17 protein-coding genes are annotated in these 20,834 nt (G+C 45.5%); 6 read left to right on the forward strand and 11 right to left on the reverse strand.

The window, feature by feature from the left end; genetic code table 11:
* The 9 genes from L3V37_RS08145 to L3V37_RS08185 all read right to left on the reverse strand — a co-directional run bounded on the left by L3V37_RS08145 (position 1) and on the right by L3V37_RS08185 (position 12,097).
* Complete coding sequence (locus tag L3V37_RS08145) at positions 1 to 1,569, reverse strand: DUF1800 family protein (RefSeq protein ID WP_237306138.1); 1,569 nt, start codon at positions 1,567 to 1,569, stop codon at positions 1 to 3.
* A gap of 407 nt (positions 1,570 to 1,976) precedes the next feature.
* Positions 1,977 to 3,239: a hydroxymethylglutaryl-CoA reductase gene (locus tag L3V37_RS08150; RefSeq protein ID WP_237306139.1), complete on the reverse strand. Its 1,263-nt coding sequence runs from the start codon at positions 3,237 to 3,239 to the stop codon at positions 1,977 to 1,979.
* 351 nt (positions 3,240 to 3,590) lie between these two features.
* Complete coding sequence (gene manA, locus L3V37_RS08155) at positions 3,591 to 4,808, reverse strand: mannose-6-phosphate isomerase, class I (RefSeq protein ID WP_237306140.1); 1,218 nt, start codon at positions 4,806 to 4,808, stop codon at positions 3,591 to 3,593.
* Positions 4,809 to 4,932: 124 nt separating this feature from the next.
* Positions 4,933 to 6,273 (reverse strand): MFS transporter, encoded by a 1,341-nt coding sequence (locus L3V37_RS08160; protein ID WP_005480243.1) that lies wholly within the window; start codon positions 6,271 to 6,273, stop codon positions 4,933 to 4,935.
* Positions 6,274 to 6,279: 6 nt separating this feature from the next.
* On the reverse strand, positions 6,280 to 7,782 hold the full coding sequence (uhpB, locus tag L3V37_RS08165; protein ID WP_237306141.1) for a signal transduction histidine-protein kinase/phosphatase UhpB: 1,503 nt from the start codon (positions 7,780 to 7,782) through the stop codon (positions 6,280 to 6,282).
* Complete coding sequence (gene uhpA, locus L3V37_RS08170; protein ID WP_005376090.1) at positions 7,782 to 8,390, reverse strand: transcriptional regulator UhpA; 609 nt, start codon at positions 8,388 to 8,390, stop codon at positions 7,782 to 7,784. The genes uhpB and uhpA overlap by 1 nt, the downstream gene beginning before the upstream one ends.
* 138 nt (positions 8,391 to 8,528) lie before the next feature.
* Positions 8,529 to 9,923, reverse strand: coding sequence for a hexose-6-phosphate:phosphate antiporter (uhpT, locus tag L3V37_RS08175; RefSeq protein ID WP_021707729.1), 1,395 nt, complete (start codon positions 9,921 to 9,923; stop codon positions 8,529 to 8,531).
* 406 nt (positions 9,924 to 10,329) lie between these two features.
* Entirely contained in the window at positions 10,330 to 11,160 is an 831-nt protein-coding gene (gene fdhD / locus L3V37_RS08180) for a formate dehydrogenase accessory sulfurtransferase FdhD (RefSeq protein WP_237306142.1), read from the reverse strand.
* Positions 11,161 to 11,212: 52 nt separating this feature from the next.
* Entirely contained in the window at positions 11,213 to 12,097 is an 885-nt protein-coding gene (locus L3V37_RS08185; protein WP_237306143.1) for a LysR family transcriptional regulator, read from the reverse strand.
* A gap of 668 nt (positions 12,098 to 12,765) precedes the next feature.
* On the opposite strand from L3V37_RS08185, the gene L3V37_RS08190 reads away from it, so the two are divergent.
* Together L3V37_RS08190 and L3V37_RS08195 are read left to right on the forward strand one after the other, a co-directional pair.
* Positions 12,766 to 15,090 carry an FdhF/YdeP family oxidoreductase gene (locus L3V37_RS08190; RefSeq protein WP_237306144.1) on the forward strand — a complete coding sequence of 775 codons (2,325 nt, stop codon included), beginning with the start codon at positions 12,766 to 12,768 and terminating at the stop codon, positions 15,088 to 15,090.
* Positions 15,091 to 15,285: 195 nt separating this feature from the next.
* Positions 15,286 to 15,762, forward strand: a complete 477-nt coding sequence (locus L3V37_RS08195) for a DM13 domain-containing protein (protein ID WP_005376099.1) — start codon at positions 15,286 to 15,288, stop codon at positions 15,760 to 15,762.
* 198 nt (positions 15,763 to 15,960) lie between these two features.
* On the opposite strand, the gene L3V37_RS08200 is transcribed toward L3V37_RS08195, so the two are convergent.
* Positions 15,961 to 16,410, reverse strand: a complete 450-nt coding sequence (locus L3V37_RS08200; protein ID WP_005376100.1) for a YkgB family protein — start codon at positions 16,408 to 16,410, stop codon at positions 15,961 to 15,963.
* A gap of 147 nt (positions 16,411 to 16,557) precedes the next feature.
* On the opposite strand from L3V37_RS08200, the gene L3V37_RS08205 reads away from it, so the two are divergent.
* Together L3V37_RS08205 and L3V37_RS08210 are read left to right on the forward strand one after the other, a co-directional pair.
* Positions 16,558 to 17,358, forward strand: coding sequence for a PhzF family phenazine biosynthesis isomerase (locus L3V37_RS08205; RefSeq protein ID WP_237306145.1), 801 nt, complete (start codon positions 16,558 to 16,560; stop codon positions 17,356 to 17,358).
* A gap of 141 nt (positions 17,359 to 17,499) precedes the next feature.
* Entirely contained in the window at positions 17,500 to 18,198 is a 699-nt protein-coding gene (locus tag L3V37_RS08210) for an aspartate/glutamate racemase family protein (protein WP_237306147.1), read from the forward strand.
* Positions 18,199 to 18,265: 67 nt separating this feature from the next.
* On the opposite strand, the gene L3V37_RS08215 is transcribed toward L3V37_RS08210, so the two are convergent.
* Entirely contained in the window at positions 18,266 to 19,969 is a 1,704-nt protein-coding gene (locus L3V37_RS08215) for an FAD-dependent oxidoreductase (protein WP_237306148.1), read from the reverse strand.
* A 146-nt stretch (positions 19,970 to 20,115) separates the two neighbouring features.
* Here L3V37_RS08215 and L3V37_RS08220 point away from each other — a divergent pair, with 146 nt between their 5' ends.
* Entirely contained in the window at positions 20,116 to 20,406 is a 291-nt protein-coding gene (locus L3V37_RS08220; protein ID WP_005376206.1) for a metalloregulator ArsR/SmtB family transcription factor, read from the forward strand.
* Positions 20,407 to 20,411: 5 nt separating this feature from the next.
* Entirely contained in the window at positions 20,412 to 20,825 is a 414-nt protein-coding gene (locus L3V37_RS08225) for a YeeE/YedE family protein (protein ID WP_254901900.1), read from the forward strand.
* The last annotated feature ends 9 nt before the right edge of the window (positions 20,826 to 20,834 follow it).

Genomic DNA, 20,834 nt, shown 5'->3' on the forward strand with positions numbered 1-20,834 from the left:
CTAATCCTGAATATAGAATTCGTCGCCAGAAATGGCGGTAAATATCACTAGAGCGAGTTTTGTTGTTGGCACATAGTCCCCACGATAATCATTCAGGGCGGTGAGCATGAGCTCTTTCAATTCAGCAGAAGCCGTTCCAGCAAAGAAACGCTCGTTAACCAATTCGACTAAGGCACGGTGATCGTCCAGAAGAAGATAAAACTCGTTAAGATCGAAGTGGTAGGAATCACCACCTCCTCTACGAGTGCTGGTTAACATATAGTTGACCAAATCGGTATAAACAGACCAATTGAGAAGTTCATACTCTGGAGAGTTAATACCAGACTCCGTAAACTCGTTAGACGGCTGATAGTCTGGAGAGTAAAAATTAAAAACGGAAGGAGAACGAAGCGGCCCTTGATTAGCGATGTTCATCATCGTTGTTGCGTCTTCGTAACGTGATCCTTTAACCGTAAAACCTGATGCTCGATGAAAATTAGTCAGGACCAGTATCGGTTCTTTCACTTTTATAGGCGGGGTATCCGTCATCCCTAATGCTTCAGGGTCGAGCAATATGGCTCGAACAACGGCGGTTAGATCGCCTTTTTCTCCTTCCCCATTGTTGTTAAATATCGTAGCAACACGCGCGACGTACTCTGGGCTTGGATTTGAACTGACCAAACGTTGGATAAGTAACTTTGAAACAAATGGAGCAACATTTGGGTGAGACATCAACATATCAATCACTTTTGAAAGCTCTTCTTGTGCGGTTAGACCCGATGGGATCACGTTCCCTAGAAATCGCTTCTCGCCGGTGTCGTGTCTTTGACTGATAACTCGCATCGGTTTCACGAATGCGATGTCGGAATTTTTCCATCCAGTTAATGCTCGCGCGAGCTCTTGAATATCAGTTTGATTGTACGTGGGGATAGGTTTGCCTGTTGCGTGGTTTAGCTTTTTACTGCCATCTAAATTGAGTTCATACAAACCGATAGTGAATAACTGCATTAACTCTCGAGCAAAGTTCTCATCGGGAAGCGTTCCTGTCGCACTATTTTCTTTTGCACTACCGAGCATAGACAAATAGCTCCCCATGACTGGGTGGATGGAAACGTCATACAACAGGTCTCGGTAGTTGCCAAACGCATGCTCAACCAACAGATCGTAGTAATTCACTAACCCTGTAGGTTTGCTGGAAAGAACGCCGCCATAACGAGAAACGACTACGATCTGACTCAATGCATAAGCCGTTCGCTGTCTGAGCTGATCTTCAGCAGTAACAACAATCTGATACCAAGCATTTTCTCGGTTTGACTGTAGGCCTTTAGAAAAAGGCGTTTGATAAAGTGGTTGATGGTAGGTTGCTGGCAGGTTGATTTGTTTCTGTATCCAGTCCTCTAACCCGTTTTCCCTAACCTCATTAATTAACGCAGGAGTTGGTCCAAAAGAGGTTTGATAGAGAAAACGCGCAACGGTTTGATCGGATGGGGATTGCTGTATTTGTGCTGATACATTAGGCACATGGCTCAGCAATAAGATAGCCAATCCTAGTACCCAAGCAGAGATTTTATTTAGCTTCTGACGTCTCATAGTTAACTCGCTTACCCGAAGTAACGATTTAAGTCCATTTAACGGGAGTTATTAAGCTCTTTTGAGCTGTTTAGTAAATTTATGAAAATCAAGCAGCTGCATAGGCGAGTATAGTAGCAATAAGTGGTGAACAAAAAACTCAAACGATGAATTTGGTACTATAGTGCTAGAATTTTTTGATGCTATTTTTTCTAAGATACTGATATTAAATATGGCCAATGAAGAGTAACAAGCAGAGATATCGCAATGGATATAGAAGGGGGACAGCTAAAGTACTGTTAACAAGAGATTGGTATGTTTGTTAAGGCTTAATTTAGTTTCAAGAAATTATTGAGCCAATAAATAAAGTCCATTGGTTTGCACAAGAGAAAACCACACGGATGTTCTCTTGTACAAAGCAACAAAGGTTATTTTCGGGCAAGCTTATGGTGAGCACGAGAAAAGTGATCGGCACAAAATGCGCCCACAATCGAGAGTTCGCCAGCCAGACAAAGCGAAGCTGCGACTTCGGCTAACGCTTTCGCATTGCCGTTGCCGTGCAAACCCAAAATATCCAAACATGCTTTTTGCGTTGGAAGGCCAGTACCACCGCCAACCGTTCCCACCATGATGTTTGGCAAGGTCACGCACGCGTACAAGTTGCCTTGAGCGTCCACATCCATACGAGTGATTCCAATGGCAGACTCTGCAACGCAAGCGGCATCTTGACCACAAGCAATGTACAGCGCGGCAAGGGCGTTTGCGTAATGCGCGTTGACGCCAATTGTCCCGCTGAGTAAACCGCCCACTGTGGTCATTTTGCCAAATTGAATCATAGACTCCGGCGTCGTATGCAGATATTTTTCCACCAACTCAGCAGGAATGGTCACTTCGGCGGATACTTTCTTACCGCGTACCGAGCGCAGTGTGTGCGCGTTTGGTTTTTTGTCACCTGATAAGTTGCCATCCAAGAATGCTTGAGTTGGTTTGATTGGGCTGGTCGCCAAAATATGATGGAACACTTCGTTTGTTGCGATGGTCACCATGTTTTGTCCGGAAGCGTCACCGGTCACGTATTCAAAGACCAAATAAACATGGTTTCCTTCGATATTTACATTGATGTCTTTGAGTTTGCCATGTGAGGTGGTGGATTCCGCAATTTGACGAAATACGTCAAACTGGGTCACAACCCAACTGACGAACTGGCCGGCGTCAGCAAGGTGATTAAAGGCGAATACTGGTGTTCGGCTCACCCCTTCACTTAGTAACAATGCGCTCGCGCCACCAGCGGCGGTGATAAGATTTGCGCCACGGTTGTAGGAAGCGACTAACGCGGCTTCTGTCGTTGCGAGCGGAACCAAAAAGTCATCGTTCGCATACAAGCCGTTGACGCGCAAAGGGCCTGCAATGCCGACCGGCACATTAACAGTACCAATGAAGTGCTCGATGTTGTTGGAGTAAGCATCGCGGTGTGACTGCGTGAAAGGATCAAGGAGATGATCTTTATTGGTCACGTGTTCCAATACTTGCCAACGGCGCGCCAAATGCTTATCCGATAGGCCAGGGCTTAAGCAGAGACGTTTCTCTGGCTTGTGAAACTTCGGTTCTAATGCCGATTGAATCTTACTGCTGGTTTCGATATCGGAAAGGGCGGAGCTTTGAACAGGGTTATCTTGGTTTAACTTCGGCATACAAACGTTAACTGAAAAATCGAACCAGAGATTGTAGTGATTGAGGCTTTGATTACAACGTTGATTATACGTTTTGCAACAAATACCACTGTGCAAGCGCCTTTATTATCCAAGTGATTTGATATTGGAGCGACGAATTTATCGGACATAAATGGGTTTTGACAATGAATGTTGAGTAAATGGTAGATCCGGGAGGTTATGGCTTTTAGAGAAACTGGCCTGTAGGTGTTTTGATTCGACAAGGTGTAAGCATGAGTGCCTTAAGAGCGGAATGGTTCAATCTATGAAAGGAATAAATTGTCTAACCCAGTCCCTTGGGTCAGACGTTAGTTTGAATCAGTTATTCAAAAACTAGTTGAAGGCGCGAGCCACACGTCCCGCACTTTGAATACGGTAATGGCCAACGTAAGCAGGAACAAATACAGATTGTCCTTTCGCGGCGGTTAACGTCTCACCGTTATCACTGATGAGTGTCAGGTCGGCATCAATCGCCATCAAAATCTCTGCGCTGTTTGCCTCAACCACTTCATTGTTCGGTTGGTTTAGAATGCAGAAGCTAAAGTCTGCCACTGGGACCGGATAAAGGCTTTGGCAACCATCGGCATTGGGTTCTAGAACAAGGCTGTTAAACGGCTTAGGCACAAAGTCTGTGCATTTAACCAGTTCTTCAACATCCATGTGTTTCGGCGTGAGTCCTGCACGCAAAACGTTATCTGAGTTCGCCATGATCTCTAATCCCGTACCTTTAATGTAAGCGTGTGGCGTTCTTGCGCTCAGGAACATCGCTTCGCCAGGTTGCAGCGTGATGACATTCAACAGTAATGGCGCAAACAAGCCGACATCGCCAGGGTATTGAGTGGATAGATCCAAGATGAGCTGGAAAACGTCGCTGTCAGTGCCTTGCTCCGATTGACGTGAAGCGTGGGCAAGAAGCTGTTTCAGTGCTCGCTCTTTTGTTTCTCCTTCCATGGTAAGAATGTGCACAAAGAAATCGCGTAAACCTTGTGAGTTGATTTCGCGTTTGAATGCATCTAATGGCGCGCGTAGCTCATCGATATCGCAAAGGCCAAATGCCTCAATAATCTCGGCATACGAGCGAAAACCGTTCATGGTTTGGTAACTTGTCAGCGCGTACACCAACTCAGGTTTGTGGTTTGGATCCTTGTAGTTACGATGGCTTGCGTTTAGTGGGATCCCAGCACTTTGCTCTTTTTCGAAACCTATTTCGGCATCTTGTTTGCTTGGGTGAACTTGAATCGACAGTGCGTGTTCGGCCGCTAAGATCTTAAACAGAAAGGGCAGGTCGCCAAATTTCGCTGCGGTTTCTGCTGATAAGTAAGCGGGTTGGTTTTGTTTGATCAGTTCAGACAAAGGCAGCGTGTTTTGCTCAACCTGAACTTCAGAGCAGCCGTTTGGGTGAGTACCCATCCATACTTCTGCTTGAGGCTCATTCGTTTCGTTAGAAAAGCCAAACAAATCGTGAATAGAAGAGGTGCTTCCCCAAGCGTAGTTTTGGATTTTGTTGTTCATTTGAAAGAAGCTATGCGATGAAATAGTGTTCAAATTCATGAATTTTTCCCATAGTTAACCCTCCGAACTGAATCGGAAGAAAAATTGAGCAGAGATACGTTAAATAAGGAGGGCGAGCGCGGTTAGGTCACTCGCCAATTGGCCCGAAGGGCGATAAGTCGATTTACAACCGAGGCTTTGGTTCGAGAGGTTTTCGTGATGGCTGCGCTTGCAAAAATGGCAGCAACAAAAGGCCAATGACGGCTGCACAAACTGAAATGGTGATGAAGAAACCCGTCCAATGATACTCTTCAAGAATTAACGCCAGCGGATAGCCAGACAATGCTGCGCCCATGTAGGCGAACAAGCCCACGAATCCTGTTGCCGCGCCGGCAGAATCTTTGTGAGAGCACTCCGCCGCCGCCATACCGATCAGCATTTGTGGCCCAAAGACAAAGAAGCCGATGGAGAACAATCCCGCGGCTTGGAAAGCAAAGTTGGTCAGAGGCATTAGCCAAAGCGCAGAGACAGATAAGAAAATCCCAATAGCGAACAGCAAGTTCATTGGCCCACGGTTACCGCCAAAGAGTTTGTCTGAGCCCCAACCCGCAACCAATGAACCAACAAAACCGCCGATTTCAAACATAGAAAGGGCAGCGTTGGCGTTAATCAGGCTGTAGTGATGCTGCTCTGTTAAGTAAAGGTTTCCCCAGTCATTGATTGCGGTTCGGACGATGTAAACCAACACATAACTGAACGCGAGCAGCCAGATGTATTTGTTGTTAAATACGTACGATTTCAGAATTTCGCGGTAGGTGAGGCCACGTCCGTAATTTTCTTGCGCAAGTTCTAGTGCGTCGTTGCGCCATTGGCCGACACTTGGTAAACCCATTGTTGTGGGTTTGTCGCGCAATCGCCAACAAACGAATAGACCGAGCAATACCCCGATGATGCCGGGTAGAATAAAACCTTCACGCCAGCTGTAGTGCAACGTTAAATAGCCCACCAAAATAGGGATCAGCGCGCCACCAACGTTGTGTGCGGTGTTCCAAATCGCCCATAAGAAGCCACGCTCGGAACGTGAATACCAAGTGGTTAACAGCTTGGAGCATGAAGGCCAGCCCCAGCCTTGAAACCACGCGTTTAAGATCCACAGAGTAATGAAAGCCGCGAGTGAGCTAGAAAAGCCGAACGCGATGTTGACCAGACCTGTCGCAATCAATCCTAATCCCATGAAATAACGAGGGTTAGAGCGATCTGAAATCGTACCGGAAATAAACTTCGAGCAGCCGTAAGTAATGTAGAAAAGCGTACCGATAAGACCCAAATCGCCTTTATCTAAGCCAAGATCGGTAATCATCGCTGGTGCGGCGTAGTTAAAGGTCTTACGGGTAAAGTAGAAACCTGCGTAGCCGATGTACATCCCCAACATAATGTGCAAACGCCAATGGCGGTAACGCTGGTCGATTTGCTCGTTGCTTAGACTCGGTTGAGTAAATTTAGGTGAACGTAAAAATCCAAACATCTTGAGTTACACCTTAGGTAAAGTAATGCTGATTTGTGTGCCGATCACTTGATCGCTGGTGGAGTAGATAACCATTTTTCCACCTAACGCGTGCACACGCTCTTGCATGCCGCGAACGCCCATGCCTTTCATGCTGTCCTGAACTTTGAAGCCGACACCATCATCGTGAATCATCAGTGACACCGCCGTTTCTCCAATTGTCAGTTCAATATTGATCAACTGCGCTTCTGCGTACTTGGCAGCGTTATTTAATGACTCTTGGCATAAACGGAATAGGGTTACTTTGAGTGTGTCACTCAGGCTGGTGTAATCGCCTTGCCAGTTCAGTTGAACAGTCGTTCCGTGATTGGCAAATTCCATCTCTCGCGTCAGTTGCTCGACGGATTCTTTCAAGTCCAAATCATCCAGCATTTTTGGTCTTAGTTTGCTTAACAGTCGCTTAGTGGTGTCGTACACGTTGAGGGAAAGCCCTTCGATCATGTCGGCGCAACCCACGCTTGTTTCGGCGTTATTTACCCGCTTAATGATGTTGGCTTGTGTGCGGATCGCCGTGATGTTCTGGCCGATTTCGTCATGTAGCTCGCGCGCAATATCGCGTCTTACGGATTCTTCCGCTTTGATAAGCTGGCGAGACAAATTCTGATTGCGTGCAAGTTCGCCGCGCAGTTTGTGATTGAGGTCTTTTTGTTTCTGAACTCCTAAGCCGAGCATAATGCCGGTGATGGTTTGTGCCGAGAGAGATAATAACAAATCGGTGATTTCTAGATTTGATACGCCGCTGCGAGCCGCAATCAGCGCAATGCTGTTGAGCATGGTGGCGAGTAGGGCACCTTGCCAGCCGTAACGCAGAGCAAGCACGATGATTGGAATCGCCATACAAAATGGCGCAAATCGTTTTAGCTCTTCAGGCAAACTGGTTTGCACCAAAATACTGCCGATCAAAAGCAGCGCATAAAGCACGATATGACGCACCTGAAATACAACGGCATTACTAAGTAGGAGAGAGCTAAGCGGAGACCAACGACTTTGGAACAAATAACTCCATAACAAGTAGCACATAGGCACCACGAGCAAGCCTCCAGAAATGCTAGCCAGCCACACCATGTAAACAGAAGGAACGTGAAAACCAACGGCCATCACATTAATAAACGCGCTAATGATAATGACAACGCTCATCACGGCTAAATGGCGGTTTTGGTCTCCGTAGTAGTATTTTTTCGCAATCAGAGTGACCGGGATACTGGCAATGCTCGCAATCAGCACGGTAAGCCACTGCGGTTGACCCAGTAACATCGCAAGTGCGATGGAAAGCCCCCACTCCGAAAGGTAAATCGTCGGCCAATAAGCGGTGCGAGTGTGCAGGGCGACACCTAATCGTAAAGCGAAAGGAAACAATAAGATCGCCAGCTCGGGATCATTGACAAAGTAATAGGCAATCACCCACAAGCAAAACCAGGCGCAAGCCATAACAAAAAGTCCGCAAATGGTGGTAATAGCATAAGCTCGCATTAAAAGGACTCTTGAGAAAATAGTTTGGCGAGCTCAACGTTGTTTTTAACGCCGAGTTTGTCGATGGCATTTGCACGATGAACATGCACGGTCTTGTGGCTCAAGCCAAGCTCTGCCGCGACTGACTTTACATCCAACCCGGTCGCAAGTAGCTGACAGACCTCGTTTTCACGTTTTGTCAGTTGGCATAGAGAGGTGGTGTTGTCGCTAGGCGTTGCAAGTTTAAGTGCAATATCTGATGTGAGGTAACAGCCACCAGAAGCACTGGTTCTCACGGCTTGAATAAGTTCGTCTGGGCTACAGCGTTTACTAAGATAGCCTTTTGCACCTAGCTTTAGTGATTTTTCCACCATCGCAGGGGAGTCATGCACGCTAAGCATCACGCAGGCAATGCCAGTTGGTATTTCGCTAAGAAAGTTTAAGCCGCTTTCATCTGGCATGGAGATATCTAGGATGACGACATGAGGGTGTACCGCAGGCAAGCCTTTTCGCGCTTCGGCGACAGAGCCGAATTCACCAACAACGGTAATATCACTTTCTAAATTTAATAATTGTGCGAAACCTGAACGCACGATGACGTGATCATCAACTAGAGCAACATGAATCATTATTACAACCAAATAGAGCAGACGACTAACAACAATAAGCTCCAACAGGAGCCAATAGAAAAATCTTTAATGATACTGAATTGAGCCATGCTTTTTAATGATCTTGCGCGCTTTACCGAAGTAAAGCGCGCAGAGAAGCTAGGCTTGGTTTTGTGCAAGTTGAAGCTTCTTCGCGTGTCGAATCTTCTTCTCTTCCGCGATAGCGACGAAAGCAAGCAAAACAATACAAATCATGGCGGAGGTATCTAGGGCTGCGAAGGTACCTTTCCAACCTGTTAAGCCGAAGATAGGTGTACCGTCTGCAATCATACCGAGACCAAGTTTCGCGAAGCTGTCACCGATTAGGTAAGCGAATGTACCTTTTACGCCGTCAGCCACACTGATTGCTTTTTTAGGGACAAAACCAACCGCGGCAACACCGATAAGAAGTTGCGGACCAAACACCAAGAAGCCCAATACAAATAGAGAGGCTAAGTACATGAACTCGCTAGTGGCGTGTTGGTAGAACTCAAGCGATACGATGATCAAACCAAGAGACACACAAGCAACCAATGCGCGGCGACCGTTTGCTAAGTCAGATAAGTAACCCCACATCAAAGTACCCACAAGCGCACCGACTTCGAATAGAGTAAAGCCAGAGATTGCCGTTTCTTTTGACAGACCAAGTTCTTGGTACGCGTATACCGTTGACCATTGGTCGATACCGATACGAACGATGTAAAGGAAGATGTTGGCAAAGCAAAGTAGCCAGATAACTTTGTTTTTAAGAACGTATTCAACAAAGATTTCTTTTTTGGTCATCTGGTTTTCTTCAGCGGCGGTGTCTTCTTCACTCACTGCTTCATCGAAAAGTTCTTCTACTTTACCTAGACCGTAAGCTTCTGGAGAGTCGCTACCAAAGCGCATACCGATAAAACCAACGATGATCGCGATGATAGAAGGGAACACGAACATGCCGATTACGTGTCCGTCGAATAGGTAGTTGGCACCGAAAAGAGCAACACCCGCTGCGCCCGCACCACCAACGTTGTGTGACATGTTCCACAAGCCTAGGTAAGAGCCGCGTTTGTTACGAGGTGTCCATTTTGTAATGGTTGAGTAACTAGAAGGGCCACCAGTACTTTGGAAGAAACCACTCAGAGCGTAGAAAGCCACCATCAAGAACAGGCTTGCGCTACCGCCGCCCATGCTGAAGCTGAAACCAAGCATTGCAAGACCAGAAAGGATCAGCATAAAAGGGAGGAATTGCTTGGTGTTCTTACCGTCAGCGTAGTAAGAGACAACGGTTTTACCGATGCCGTATGTGATGGAGAAGCCAAGGCCAATAAGACCTAGGTCTGTCATGCTCAAACCGTAAGTTGAGATCATGTCGTTTTGCGCGACATTGAAGTTCTTACGAATCAAGTACATGGTTAGGTAGCCGATGAATACGACCAAGTAAGATTGGATGAACGGTTTAAACCACATCTTTCTTCTAACTTCGACAGGAAGATCGAGGGTCGGCTTCCGCACCTGTTCGAGGAATTTTAACATGATGAACTCTCTTGTAATTGTTTTAGAAACACAACGGCGACCGTTATGCGCTCTTGTTACCTTTGACTGAGCGGAATTCTAGAGAGTGGTTTTGTGAGGCACATGAGATGGTTGCCTAGATCGGCTAGGAAAAATTCCTAGAAATGCCTAGGAAGGCGGAAAAGCGTGAAAAGAGTCACACAAAATCCTTACTAATTTATGGGTTTTTGACAGGGTTCTTATCGGATTGGAAAGCGTTCAAATGCAAGCAGGTTAATATACGCAAGCTTAGTGCTGACAAGGGGTGAGCACGTTTGGTTGGAGAGAATAGTGGCTTGTCGCTAAGTATCAACTGGGAACGAGAAGCAAACAACAGAGACCCAGAGGTCTCTGTTAGAAATATTAGGAATTCGGCTAGGTTGACGTGTTAAGGGGCAGGGCTGTATAGACGCGGCGAGCCGTGTTTTGGTAAGTGAATTAGGTTCAAATGGTTTCTTCTTGCCCATTCGACAGTTAACGCTGTAGGTGCAGATAAGCAAACCAGAGTGGGGATACGCGCGCGAACGGCTTTGTGGATCAACTCTAAGCTGCAACGGCTTGTCATGATTGCGAAGCCACTTTGAGGTTCGATGTGATTGTTGGCCAATGCGCCAATCAACTTATCTAGCGCGTTGTGACGGCCGATGTCCTCTCGGCACAACTTGATGTTGCCTTGTAAATCTGCAAATAAGGCGGCGTGTAACGCGCCAGATTCACGTGCGGCTTCTTGATGCAGTGCGACTTTGTCTCGCAGCCCTTCGAATACATCGGAGCGCGGAGGAAGAGACGGTGTTAGCGTTGCTAAATCAGGCAAAGCTTGTTCCAGAGCCTCGACGCCACAAATGCCGCATCCGGTTGTGCCGGCAAGATTCCGACGTTGTGTTTTTAGCGCCCAGAAAGCGCGGTTGCTGATTTCTACTTCCGCATAATGAGATTCGTGATCGCCACCAATTTCAATGTCTTTGATCTCTTTGAAGTCGTGGACGATGCCTGTGCTTAGGCTAAATCCTTTCACGAAGTCTTCCAGATGGCCTGGCGTCACCATCATGACCGCTTGGCTAATGCCGTTGTAGCTGATAGCTAAGGCGGATTCACTCGCCAGCGACATTTGTTGCACTGGGCGGCCATCAATCAATTCTCGGTAATTGAACGCACTTGGTTGAGGTGGTGCTTGATTGAAATCGGACAGTTCAAAATAAGATTGAGTAGTACATCTCATGAAATCACCTCATAAGCTGTTATGTATGCCAAAATTGACATGTGGGTTGTTGTTATCGATTGAATATGTTTTTTGCTTCTGCGAAGCACTGATCGGTTAGCGCGGAGAAGGGTTCTTGTTTTCGCTTTAACAAACCTAGCGGGGCGTGAACGGCGGCTTCTTCGATAGGGATAATGCGAAGCGTATCGTTCAACTCTTCCAATCCACAGTTCAGCGGCATAATGGCGCAACAAAGGCCACTGGTTACTGCTTGGATCAAGTGAAAGGTGGAGTTACTTTCAATGACGGTTTGCGGAACCAGCCCTTTACTCACAAAGCTAAGATCAATTGAGTGGCGATAGTGCATACCCTTCGAAAGCAGCCCTAGCGGAATGTTATTGAGTGACTCCCACAACACTTCAGATTCGCCAAAATCAAAATGACGCTCATCGAATAAAACGCCAAGTTTGGTCGAGTCGAGCTCGATAACATCGAAGTAAGCGGTGTTAACTTGATCGACATAACACATCCCCAAATCAAGCTGATTGCGATTGAGTTGGTCTATGATCTGTTCGGTCGTCATGGAGAGTATTTGAAAGCGTAACTCAGGGAACTGGTGAGCTAATGGTTTGAGCAATTGCATCGGGTTTTGGCTGGCGAGTGGCACCATTCCAAGCCGAAGTGAACCGACCCACTGACCACGGCAGTTAGCAGCCTCGGCTTGCAATCCATCATGAGCGGCTAAGACGGTTTTCGCCCAAGCTAAAATGCGTTCTCCTGCTTCAGTAAACCCTTCAAATCGTTGACTTCTTTGGATTAATTCGAGATCGAGTTCTTCCTCTAAGCTCCGGATTCTCATGGACAAGGTAGGCTGCGTAATGTGGCACAATGCGGCGGCTTGACCAAAGTGTTTGGTCTGTTCAAGTGCGATGAGATATTTAAGTTGTTTGATATCCATAATGGCTTGTTAACCTTGCGTTGTGAGTCACATGTACGGGGGGGAACTCCCTAAAAAGGGCACAGCACTACCGTACTTTTTAAGCGCTGGAGCGTTTTAACTGGGGAATGGAAAACCAAAACCAAGTCAAGAATAAAACCACACTCAAAATTGATCTGAATCAAGGCTATTCCTGATATTAATTAGGGTCAAATTTAAAGTATCTATAGTGTGATAGATATTATCTATTATCAAGAGTGCCGATTTTATTGAGTTTGTTAAGCGAACTAGGTGGAATCGGATGGGAAAACGATTAACCTCATAAATTGTATTGATTAAAAATGTGAAGACCGTCAGTGGAAAAATTCGTCATAGATTTTGTTTATCACTCGGTCAGGATTATCAATTGGACGCATATTGAATAACGACTTAATCTTTGATTTAGATCAAGACGCAACAATGCGAATTGAATCTACCAGTCTTAGAAACAGTAGGCGGGTATCCGATATCAAGAATCTAGATAAGTAAACACTCGGACAAGCGAGAGCATGTTGAGTGGTTACTTATTTGGATTAAAAAATACATGGATTAGAAACTAAGCCCTTCAATACTTCCGCATTATCTCAATAAATAACGCGCTTGTTTTCACGGGCACCCTGCTTGCTGGTATATCTGCGAGGAGTAAAGTCGTGAGCCAAAAAGAACAAATAAAAACATACAAAGGTCCAGCTGGTGGTTGGGGTGCACTGAAAGCCGTAACCAGAAGTTGGTGGGGCAGTGAAAATGCAGTTAAAAACATTCGCACTATGCTCAAAACCAACCAAAATGGCGGTTTCGACTGCCCGGGATGTGCATGGGGTGAGTCGCCAGATAGCGGTAAAGTCAGTTTCTGTGAGAATGGCGCGAAAGCGGTAAACTGGGAGGCGACCAATCGTCTGGTTGATCCTGAGTTTTTTGCCAATCACAGCGTTTCTTCTCTCTCAACTCAAACCGATTACTGGTTGGAATACCAAGGCCGTATCACGCACCCAATGCGATACGATGCAGAATCCGATCACTATGTGCCAGTCTCTTGGGATGAGGCTTTTGCACTTGTCGCGAAGCATCTCAATCAATTGGATTCACCGCACCAAGCGGAGTTTTATACCTCTGGTCGTGCAAGCAACGAAGCGGCGTTTTTGTATCAGCTATTTGTCCGCGCATTCGGTACCAATAACTTTCCAGATTGTTCCAACATGTGTCACGAAGCCAGTGCAATAGGGATGAAAGACACCATTGGTGTTGGTAAAGGCACAGTGATCTTTGATGATTTTGAAGAAGCTGATGCGATTTTCGTGATTGGTCAAAATCCGGGCACGAACCACCCACGAATGCTGGAACCTCTGCGCGAAGCGGTAAAACGTGGTGCACAGGTTATCTGTCTAAACCCGCTGAAAGAGCGTGGGTTAGAGCGTTTCCAAAACCCACAAATGCCGATTGAGATGTTGAGTAACGGCTCAGAGCCTACAAACACGGCGTACCTGCGTCCTGCTTTGGGCGGAGACATGGCAGTATTTCGTGGCATCGCGAAATTCTTGTTGCAATGGGAACGCGAGGCATTGCAAAACGGTGGAAAAGCGGTATTTGATCGTGAATTCATCAAGCAACACACAACAGGTATTGATAAGTATTTGGCTGAAGTGGACGCAACCTCTTGGGAACACATCGCGGAACAATCGGGTCTTGATTTAAGTGAAATCGAGATGGTGGCGAGCATGTATCGACGTGCAGAACGTGTGATCATGTGTTGGGCGATGGGGTTGACTCAGCATCGTCACTCTGTGCCAACCATTAAAGAAGTCGCAAACGTGCAAATATTACGGGGTAACATTGGTAAGCCGGGCGCGGGTCTTTCACCAGTGCGAGGTCACAGTAACGTTCAGGGCGACCGTACGATGGGCATTGATGAAAAACCTTCAGATCTGTTGTTGGATCGCATTGAAAGTCGATTTAACTTTGACGTCCCGCGTGGTGAAGGCCACAACACTGTGCAAGCCATTAAAGCGATGGAAGAAGGGCAAGCGAAAGTATTTATCGGTTTGGGCGGTAACTTTGCACAAGCAACGCCAGACACAGAACGTACGCACAACGCGATGCGAAACTGTAATTTAACCGTACACATTTCGACGAAGTTAAATCGTTCTCACCTTGTCACAGGTAAAGATGCGCTTATTCTTCCATGCTTAGGCCGTACTGAGATTGATCAGCAAGCGACTGGCCCACAAGGCGTGACGGTTGAAGATACCTTCAGCATGGTACATATCTCATTTGGTCAGCTAAAACCGCGTTCGGAGCATTTGCGTTCAGAACCAGCGATTATTGCCGGTATTGCCAATGCTACACTCGGGGCAAAACCAATTGATTGGTTGTGGGCGATTGAAGATTACGACCGTATTCGCGATTTGATTGCCGACACGATTTCGGGCTTTACCGACTTTAACCATAAGCTTAAACAACCGGGTGGATTCCACTTGGTAAACCCAGCTGCCGAGCGTCGATGGAATACACCAAGCGGCAAAGCACAGTTCAGCTCTAGCGAGTTGCCGAAGCAGTTGATCAGCGAAGCGATACTCGAAAAAGGCCAAAAGCCAGATTTGATCTTGCAAACCATGCGCTCACACGACCAATACAATACGACACTTTACGGCTTGAATGACCGTTATCGTGGAGTATTTGGTATGCGCGAAGTGCTGTTTATCAATGAAGCGGATATTCGTAAACTCGGTTTTGAACCGGGCGACAAAGTGGACATGGTGTCATTGTGGGAAGATGGCGTTGAGCGCCGTGTGAGCGGATTTACGCTTGTTGCCTACGATGTACCAGCAGGTCAGGCGGCGGCTTACTATCCAGAAACAAACCCATTAGTTCCTTTGGACAGTTATGGGGATAGAACGTTTACGCCAACCTCTAAGTTTATTGCGATAAAATTGGAAAAATCGACATCCGATAAGATCGCTTTGGTGGAAGCGGAATAGTGACCAAACCGGCACAACGACATTTCCGATAAGCAAACGGCTGATATTAATTATCAGCCGTTTTTAATTGCGCTCAGTCTGCATTTAGTGCGCATAGCTTGTGTATAATGTTAATGACATTATGCTGCTCGATAATAGACAGATAAGGCCGATTTGAATCTAATTTCAAGTAGTAAAACTAATAAGAAGATGCTTATGACCTTGAAAAATATAATTAAATTAACAATCAGTCACTTAGTGGCAGTTTCTATTGGCATTGCGATAGGTATCTATACTTTACCGATCCTTATTGCACCACCTGCGCCGACCGATGAGCAAGTTGCTAAGAGCAAGCAAGGCGCAGAATACAGCGCAGTGTTTAAGAGGGAACTCAAAGGTAGCGACGCTTTTCATTGGGGAGAGGGAGAAATTCATTTGAGTTCTGAAGTCATTACGTTGGTAGGAAAACTCGCTCCCGGACCAGACTATAAACTCTATCTATCTCCTAAGTTTGTCGAAACGGAACAAGAGTTTAATGACCTTAAATCTGAGATGAGCTTAATTGGTGATGTCAAAACGTTCGATAACTTCGTTGTTGAGGTTCCTCAAAGCACTTCAATTTCTGAATACAATACGGTTGTTGTATGGTGCGAGACATTCGGTGAGTTCATTACTTCGGCAAAGTATCAATAAACCTTAGCAGTAGAGTGAAAGGCTTTTCTTTTCACTTTACGCTAGGATGTTGTTTCGCATAATTAAGAGGCAAAGACTCTTAAACACTCTAAATTTAAGAGCCTTTGTTTAGAGTTATTGACAGAACCATTCGACCTGTAAGTCGTTTGCACCTTTCAGGCTACGTTCTGGAAAAACAAGATTTCGAACTATTTAGAGTTATTCTCTGTTTGGCTTGTTTCGTTCGATGACGCTAATCGCAATGGCTAAAAATAGAATATCTTTTACTAAAAAGAAGTTTGTCACCAAAACCCCATCAGACACTTTCCATGTATTCGGTGTCGTAATTAGAAAGCTGAGTGTCGCAAGAAAAATAATTGCGGCGGCTATGCCAGAAAAATAAGCGACTCGTGTGTTTTTAAGGCCAACGATTAATCCAATAGCGACAATGATTTCTGTTGCGCCAATGATGTTTGATACGGCTTGAACTGACATCACATCATACAACCAACTCATCAGAAAATGATTTTCAACGAGCGGTTGTATAAGCTTGGCCTCTGTAGGTGTGAATTTATAAATACCAATCCATATTAGAACTAAAGAAACGCCGAAAACTCCGATAAGATATCCAATTGAGTCACATTGATGATGGCTTTTTACGTTTTGCATAATTAACTACATTCTCCTGTTTGTTAGCGCTTCCAACAAGACCTATAAGGTTGGTAGAAAATTTCATAGGTTTTTTTCGCTCAAACAACAGATATTAAAAATCACGTGATACAGAATTACGTGTTTGATAGAACTTAAGGATATTTCGTGGAAGTTAAAATTTTTCAGGTTGACTCGTTTACATCAGAGGTTTTCAAAGGTAATCCCGCGGGTGTTTGTATCACAGAGTCAAGCCTTGATGAGGAAACGATGTTGGCCATCGCGGCCGAGATGTCGTTATCTGAAACGGCATTTCTGTCACTCAGTACAATGCAACTTCGTTGGTTTACACCGAGGACGGAAGTTGCTTTGTGTGGACACGGCACACTTGCAACGGCGCACGTTCTGAAAGAGCAGGGGTTATATAATACTGGAGATACGATTGAGTTCGTTACGCTATCTGGGGTTTTAACTGCACAACTCGATCATAAAGAAATTCATTTGGTGTTTCCTGCTCCAACTTTAGATATGCGAGCTAGTATTAACAAAGACTTACTTCATGGTTTGGGGCTAGATGCCGCCAATGTAGTCGCCTACGGTCAGTTTGATAATAAGCAGTTGGTCGTCATTAATGATGAATTTGTGCTTGAACAGCTCGACCCTGATTTTGGTGCGCTGCTTAAACAAAAAGGCCGTGGCGTCGTCATCACTGCTCAATCAAGCACTGACGCCGATTTTGTCTCTCGATACTTCGCGCCTTGGGTAGGTGTTAATGAGGACCCAGTTACAGGCTCTGCACATTGCGCTTTATGTGTTTACTGGGCTAAAGAGCTCAACAAAAAGCAACTGAAAGGCTTCCAAGCCTCCAAGAGAAGTGGGGTCGTCCATACAGAGTTGTCAAGCACTGAGCACGTTAAGCTTTCTGGAAATGCAGTAACGATATTGCGAGGATATATGAGAATCGCGTAGCGGTCCTTGTGGGAATGATTTTATTTTCGTGTTACCCAATGCTCAATAGTGAAGACGCTTGAATGCTGCTTATTTAAGTGGCTGATTTTTTTTTTGTAAAAACACCCCTGGCACGGTGGTGTATAACGATTGGAGAGTTATATGAAAACTATCGGTCTTCTAGGTGGTATGAGCTGGGAGTCGACGCTTAGTTATTACAAATTGATCAACGAAGGAGTCAAAGAGGCGTTAGGCGGCCTAAATTCCGCAAAAATTTGTATGTATAGCGTGAATTTTTCGGAGATAGAGAAACTTCAACATCAAGGTAAATGGGAAGAAACGGCAAGCATTCTATCTGATGCTGCATCTTTAATAGAAAAAGGGGGCGCTGACTTCATTCTTATTTGTACTAACACAATGCACAAAGTTGCGCCTCAAATTGAAGCCAGTATTAATATCCCCATACTACATATCGCAGACGCGACTGCTGAGTTACTTCGTGAGAAAGGGGTTCAAAAGGTCGGACTCCTTGGTACTCAATTCACAATGGAGCAAGACTTTTATAAAGGAAGGCTTTCCGACCGTTATGGGCTTGATGTCGTCATTCCCGATCAAGACGACCGCTCTAAAGTACATAACATTATTTATAAAGAGTTATGCCAAGGTGAAATCAAAGAGGAGTCAAGGACGATATACTTGCAAATTATTGAAAAACTAAAAGAGCACGGAGCTGAAGCTGTGATTCTCGGGTGCACTGAAATTGCCTTACTTGTAAACCAAAGTCACACCGAGGTTACACTACTTGATACCACTTCTATCCATGCTCAAGCAGCAGTCCGTTTGGCAATTGACGGTGAATGATCTACGCTTTCTTTCCTGCAAAAAAAGAGAAAACCAAGCACGTGGTTTTCTCTTTTTTATTATCAAGTTATAAGCGAGCAAATTTGAGAGTTCTGTATCCACCAATCAAGTTGCGAGCTTTGTAACCATTGTTGACCAGCTGACGGTATGCTACGTTACCGCGTAACCCTACTTGACAGTAAATCACGATCTCTTTGTCTTTAGGAAGTTCGTGCATGCGACGACGTAGTTGATCGACAGGAATATTAATTGCACCTTCAAGATAACCAACGGACTCCAATTCACCAGGATTACGAACATCAAGTAACAGTTGGTCTTCTGTCAGTGAATCCATTTCATCATAATGAATCGCGGTCGCATCGCCTTTGATGATGTTATTTGCCACAAACGCCGCTTGGTTAATTACATCTTTAGCAGAGCCATAAGGTGGCGCGTAAGTTAGCTCAAGGTGTTGCAGTTGTTCTACCGTCATACCAGCACGCTGAGCAACTGCCATTACGTCGATACGTTTATCAACACCGTCTTTACCTACTGCTTGCGCACCTAATATTTTACCTGTTACTGGATCAAACAGCATTTTGAATGACACGGTTTCTGCACCTGGGTAGTAACTCGCGTGACTTGCTGTATGCACATACACTTTTTCATAAGCGATGTTTTCACGTTTCAGCTGTTTCTCGTTTTTACCAGTAGAAGCGACGGCTAAATCAAAAATCTTACAGATCGCCGTGCCTTGCGTACCTTGGTAAGTTTCTTGGCGGCCAAGCATGTTGTCTGCTGCCATTCGGCCTTGACGGTTTGCCGGGCCCGCAAGTGGCACTAGAGTTTGCTCGCCAGTCACAAAGTCTTTCTCTTCTACCGCGTCGCCGACAGCGTAGATCGAAGGATCGCTGGTTTGCATGTATTCATTGGTATAAATACCACCAAGAGCGCCGATTTCTAAGCCAGCTTCTTTCGCTAATTTGGTCTCGGGGCGAACACCAATTGCCATAATCAAAATATCGGTGGTGAGTCTTTCACCGTTGTTTAGTGTTAATTCCAATTCACCTTCTAGATGTTGGTGTTTTTCGCTCTCACCAGAGTCGAAACTTGCCACGTGCTCGTTAGGTACGAATTTCACCGACTCAAGTGCGACGCCAAGTTTAAGGTCGATGCCTTTCTCACGAATTTCAGCATGTGCGAGGCCAGCCATTTCACGGTCAACGGGCGTCATCACTTGATCCGCCATTTCAACTAATGTGGTTTTTATGCCTAGCTGGTGGAAGGCTTCCATCATTTCCAAACCGATAAAACCACCACCAACGACCGTAGCGTGTTCAACTTTGTTGGTTTCGATCGTTTTAATGATGCGATCCATATCTGGAATATTGCGCAGCGAGTGCGTTAACGGGTTATCAATACCCGGAATAGGCGGCACAACTGGACCTGCGCCAGGGCTGAGTAGAAGAAAGTCGTAGCTCTCTTGGTATTCCGAGCCATCAAGCAAATTCTTAACCGTAACCGTTTTATCTTGGCGGTTAATTGAAACCACTTCGTTCATCACACGGACATCAACATTGAAACGCGCTAAAAAGCTCTCAGGCGTTTGAAGAAGCAGTTTGCTGCGCTCTTGGATATCACCACCAATGTGATAGGGTAAGCCACAGTTTGCAAATGACACAAATGGACCGCGTTCAAACATAATGATTTCTGCATCTTCACTTAAACGACGAGCGCGAGCTGCTGCAGATGCACCTCCAGCAACCCCACCAATAATCACGATTTTGCTCATGGATTTCTCCTGCTGAATGATCGAAAACGCCTACACCTTACTTAAATAAATTAGCTTAGTCTAATGTTATTTAATCTACATTAGCATTGACTTAATAATATTAATTAGTAATATCTAATGAAATGTAGTAATGAAGAGGCATAAGAATGGGCGACAGTATGCTACAAAGTGCGACCGAAGCGAGTGAGCTGCTTAAAATTATGGCTCATCCAGAGCGCCTAATCGTGATGTGTAAGCTGATTGAAGGCGAGAAAGGGGTCGGTGAACTGTTTGAAGGTTCATCATTAAGCCAATCTGCTTTTTCACAACATCTCACCGTATTGAGAAAGCACGACATCATTAAAGCTAGGAAGGTTTCTCAGCAGGTATTTTATTCAATTTCTGATGAAAGAGTTGGTCCGCTGGTTGAAGCGTTTAAGCAAGTTTTCTGTAAGTAATTAGTTTGGCGGATGCTATGTTTGAAGTTCCTTGGATGTCGCTTTTGGGCGGCATAATAGTTGGCGTATCAGCGATAACACTGATGCTATTTACTGGCAAGACTGCTGGGATCAGTGGGATCTTAAACGGTGCCGTTGAGAGCGCAGACCGCGTTTGGCGAATTGTTTTTTTAATTGCGATGGTATTAGGTGGCTTGTTTGCTGTTTATGTTCTTGGCGGGCATGTACCAGATCAGTACAGCGGTTCTCTTATTTTAGTTATCGTTGCTGGCTTGTTAGTCGGTGTTGGTACGCGTATCGGCAATGGTTGTACTAGTGGCCATGGTATTTGTGGGATAGGGCGTTTCTCAATCCGTTCTGTGGTCGCGACGTGTACTTTTATGGCCACAGCCATGTTAACCGTCTTGCTAGTATCGTGAGGAATAGTG

It is taken from the genome of Vibrio sp. D54 (assembly GCF_021728075.1).
Taxonomy (GTDB): Bacteria; Pseudomonadota; Gammaproteobacteria; order Enterobacterales; family Vibrionaceae; genus Vibrio; species Vibrio alginolyticus.

Bases quoted from the DNA above. Each gene is read 5' to 3' on its own strand.
- L3V37_RS08145 (WP_237306138.1), bottom strand. From the start codon at position 1,569: ATGAGACGTCAGAAGCTAAATAAAATCTCTGCTTGGGTACTAGGATTG.
- L3V37_RS08150 (WP_237306139.1), bottom strand. From the start codon at position 3,239: ATGCCGAAGTTAAACCAAGATAACCCTGTTCAAAGCTCCGCCCTTTCC.
- manA (WP_237306140.1), bottom strand. From the start codon at position 4,808: ATGAATTTGAACACTATTTCATCGCATAGCTTCTTTCAAATGAACAAC.
- L3V37_RS08160 (WP_005480243.1), bottom strand. From the start codon at position 6,273: ATGTTTGGATTTTTACGTTCACCTAAATTTACTCAACCGAGTCTAAGC.
- uhpB (WP_237306141.1), bottom strand. From the start codon at position 7,782: ATGCGAGCTTATGCTATTACCACCATTTGCGGACTTTTTGTTATGGCT.
- uhpA (WP_005376090.1), bottom strand. From the start codon at position 8,390: ATGATTCATGTTGCTCTAGTTGATGATCACGTCATCGTGCGTTCAGGT.
- uhpT (WP_021707729.1), bottom strand. From the start codon at position 9,923: ATGTTAAAATTCCTCGAACAGGTGCGGAAGCCGACCCTCGATCTTCCT.
- fdhD (WP_237306142.1), bottom strand. From the start codon at position 11,160: ATGAGATGTACTACTCAATCTTATTTTGAACTGTCCGATTTCAATCAA.
- L3V37_RS08185 (WP_237306143.1), bottom strand. From the start codon at position 12,097: ATGGATATCAAACAACTTAAATATCTCATCGCACTTGAACAGACCAAA.
- L3V37_RS08195 (WP_005376099.1), top strand. From the start codon at position 15,286: ATGACCTTGAAAAATATAATTAAATTAACAATCAGTCACTTAGTGGCA.
- L3V37_RS08200 (WP_005376100.1), bottom strand. From the start codon at position 16,410: ATGCAAAACGTAAAAAGCCATCATCAATGTGACTCAATTGGATATCTT.
- L3V37_RS08210 (WP_237306147.1), top strand. From the start codon at position 17,500: ATGAAAACTATCGGTCTTCTAGGTGGTATGAGCTGGGAGTCGACGCTT.
- L3V37_RS08215 (WP_237306148.1), bottom strand. From the start codon at position 19,969: ATGAGCAAAATCGTGATTATTGGTGGGGTTGCTGGAGGTGCATCTGCA.
- L3V37_RS08220 (WP_005376206.1), top strand. From the start codon at position 20,116: ATGGGCGACAGTATGCTACAAAGTGCGACCGAAGCGAGTGAGCTGCTT.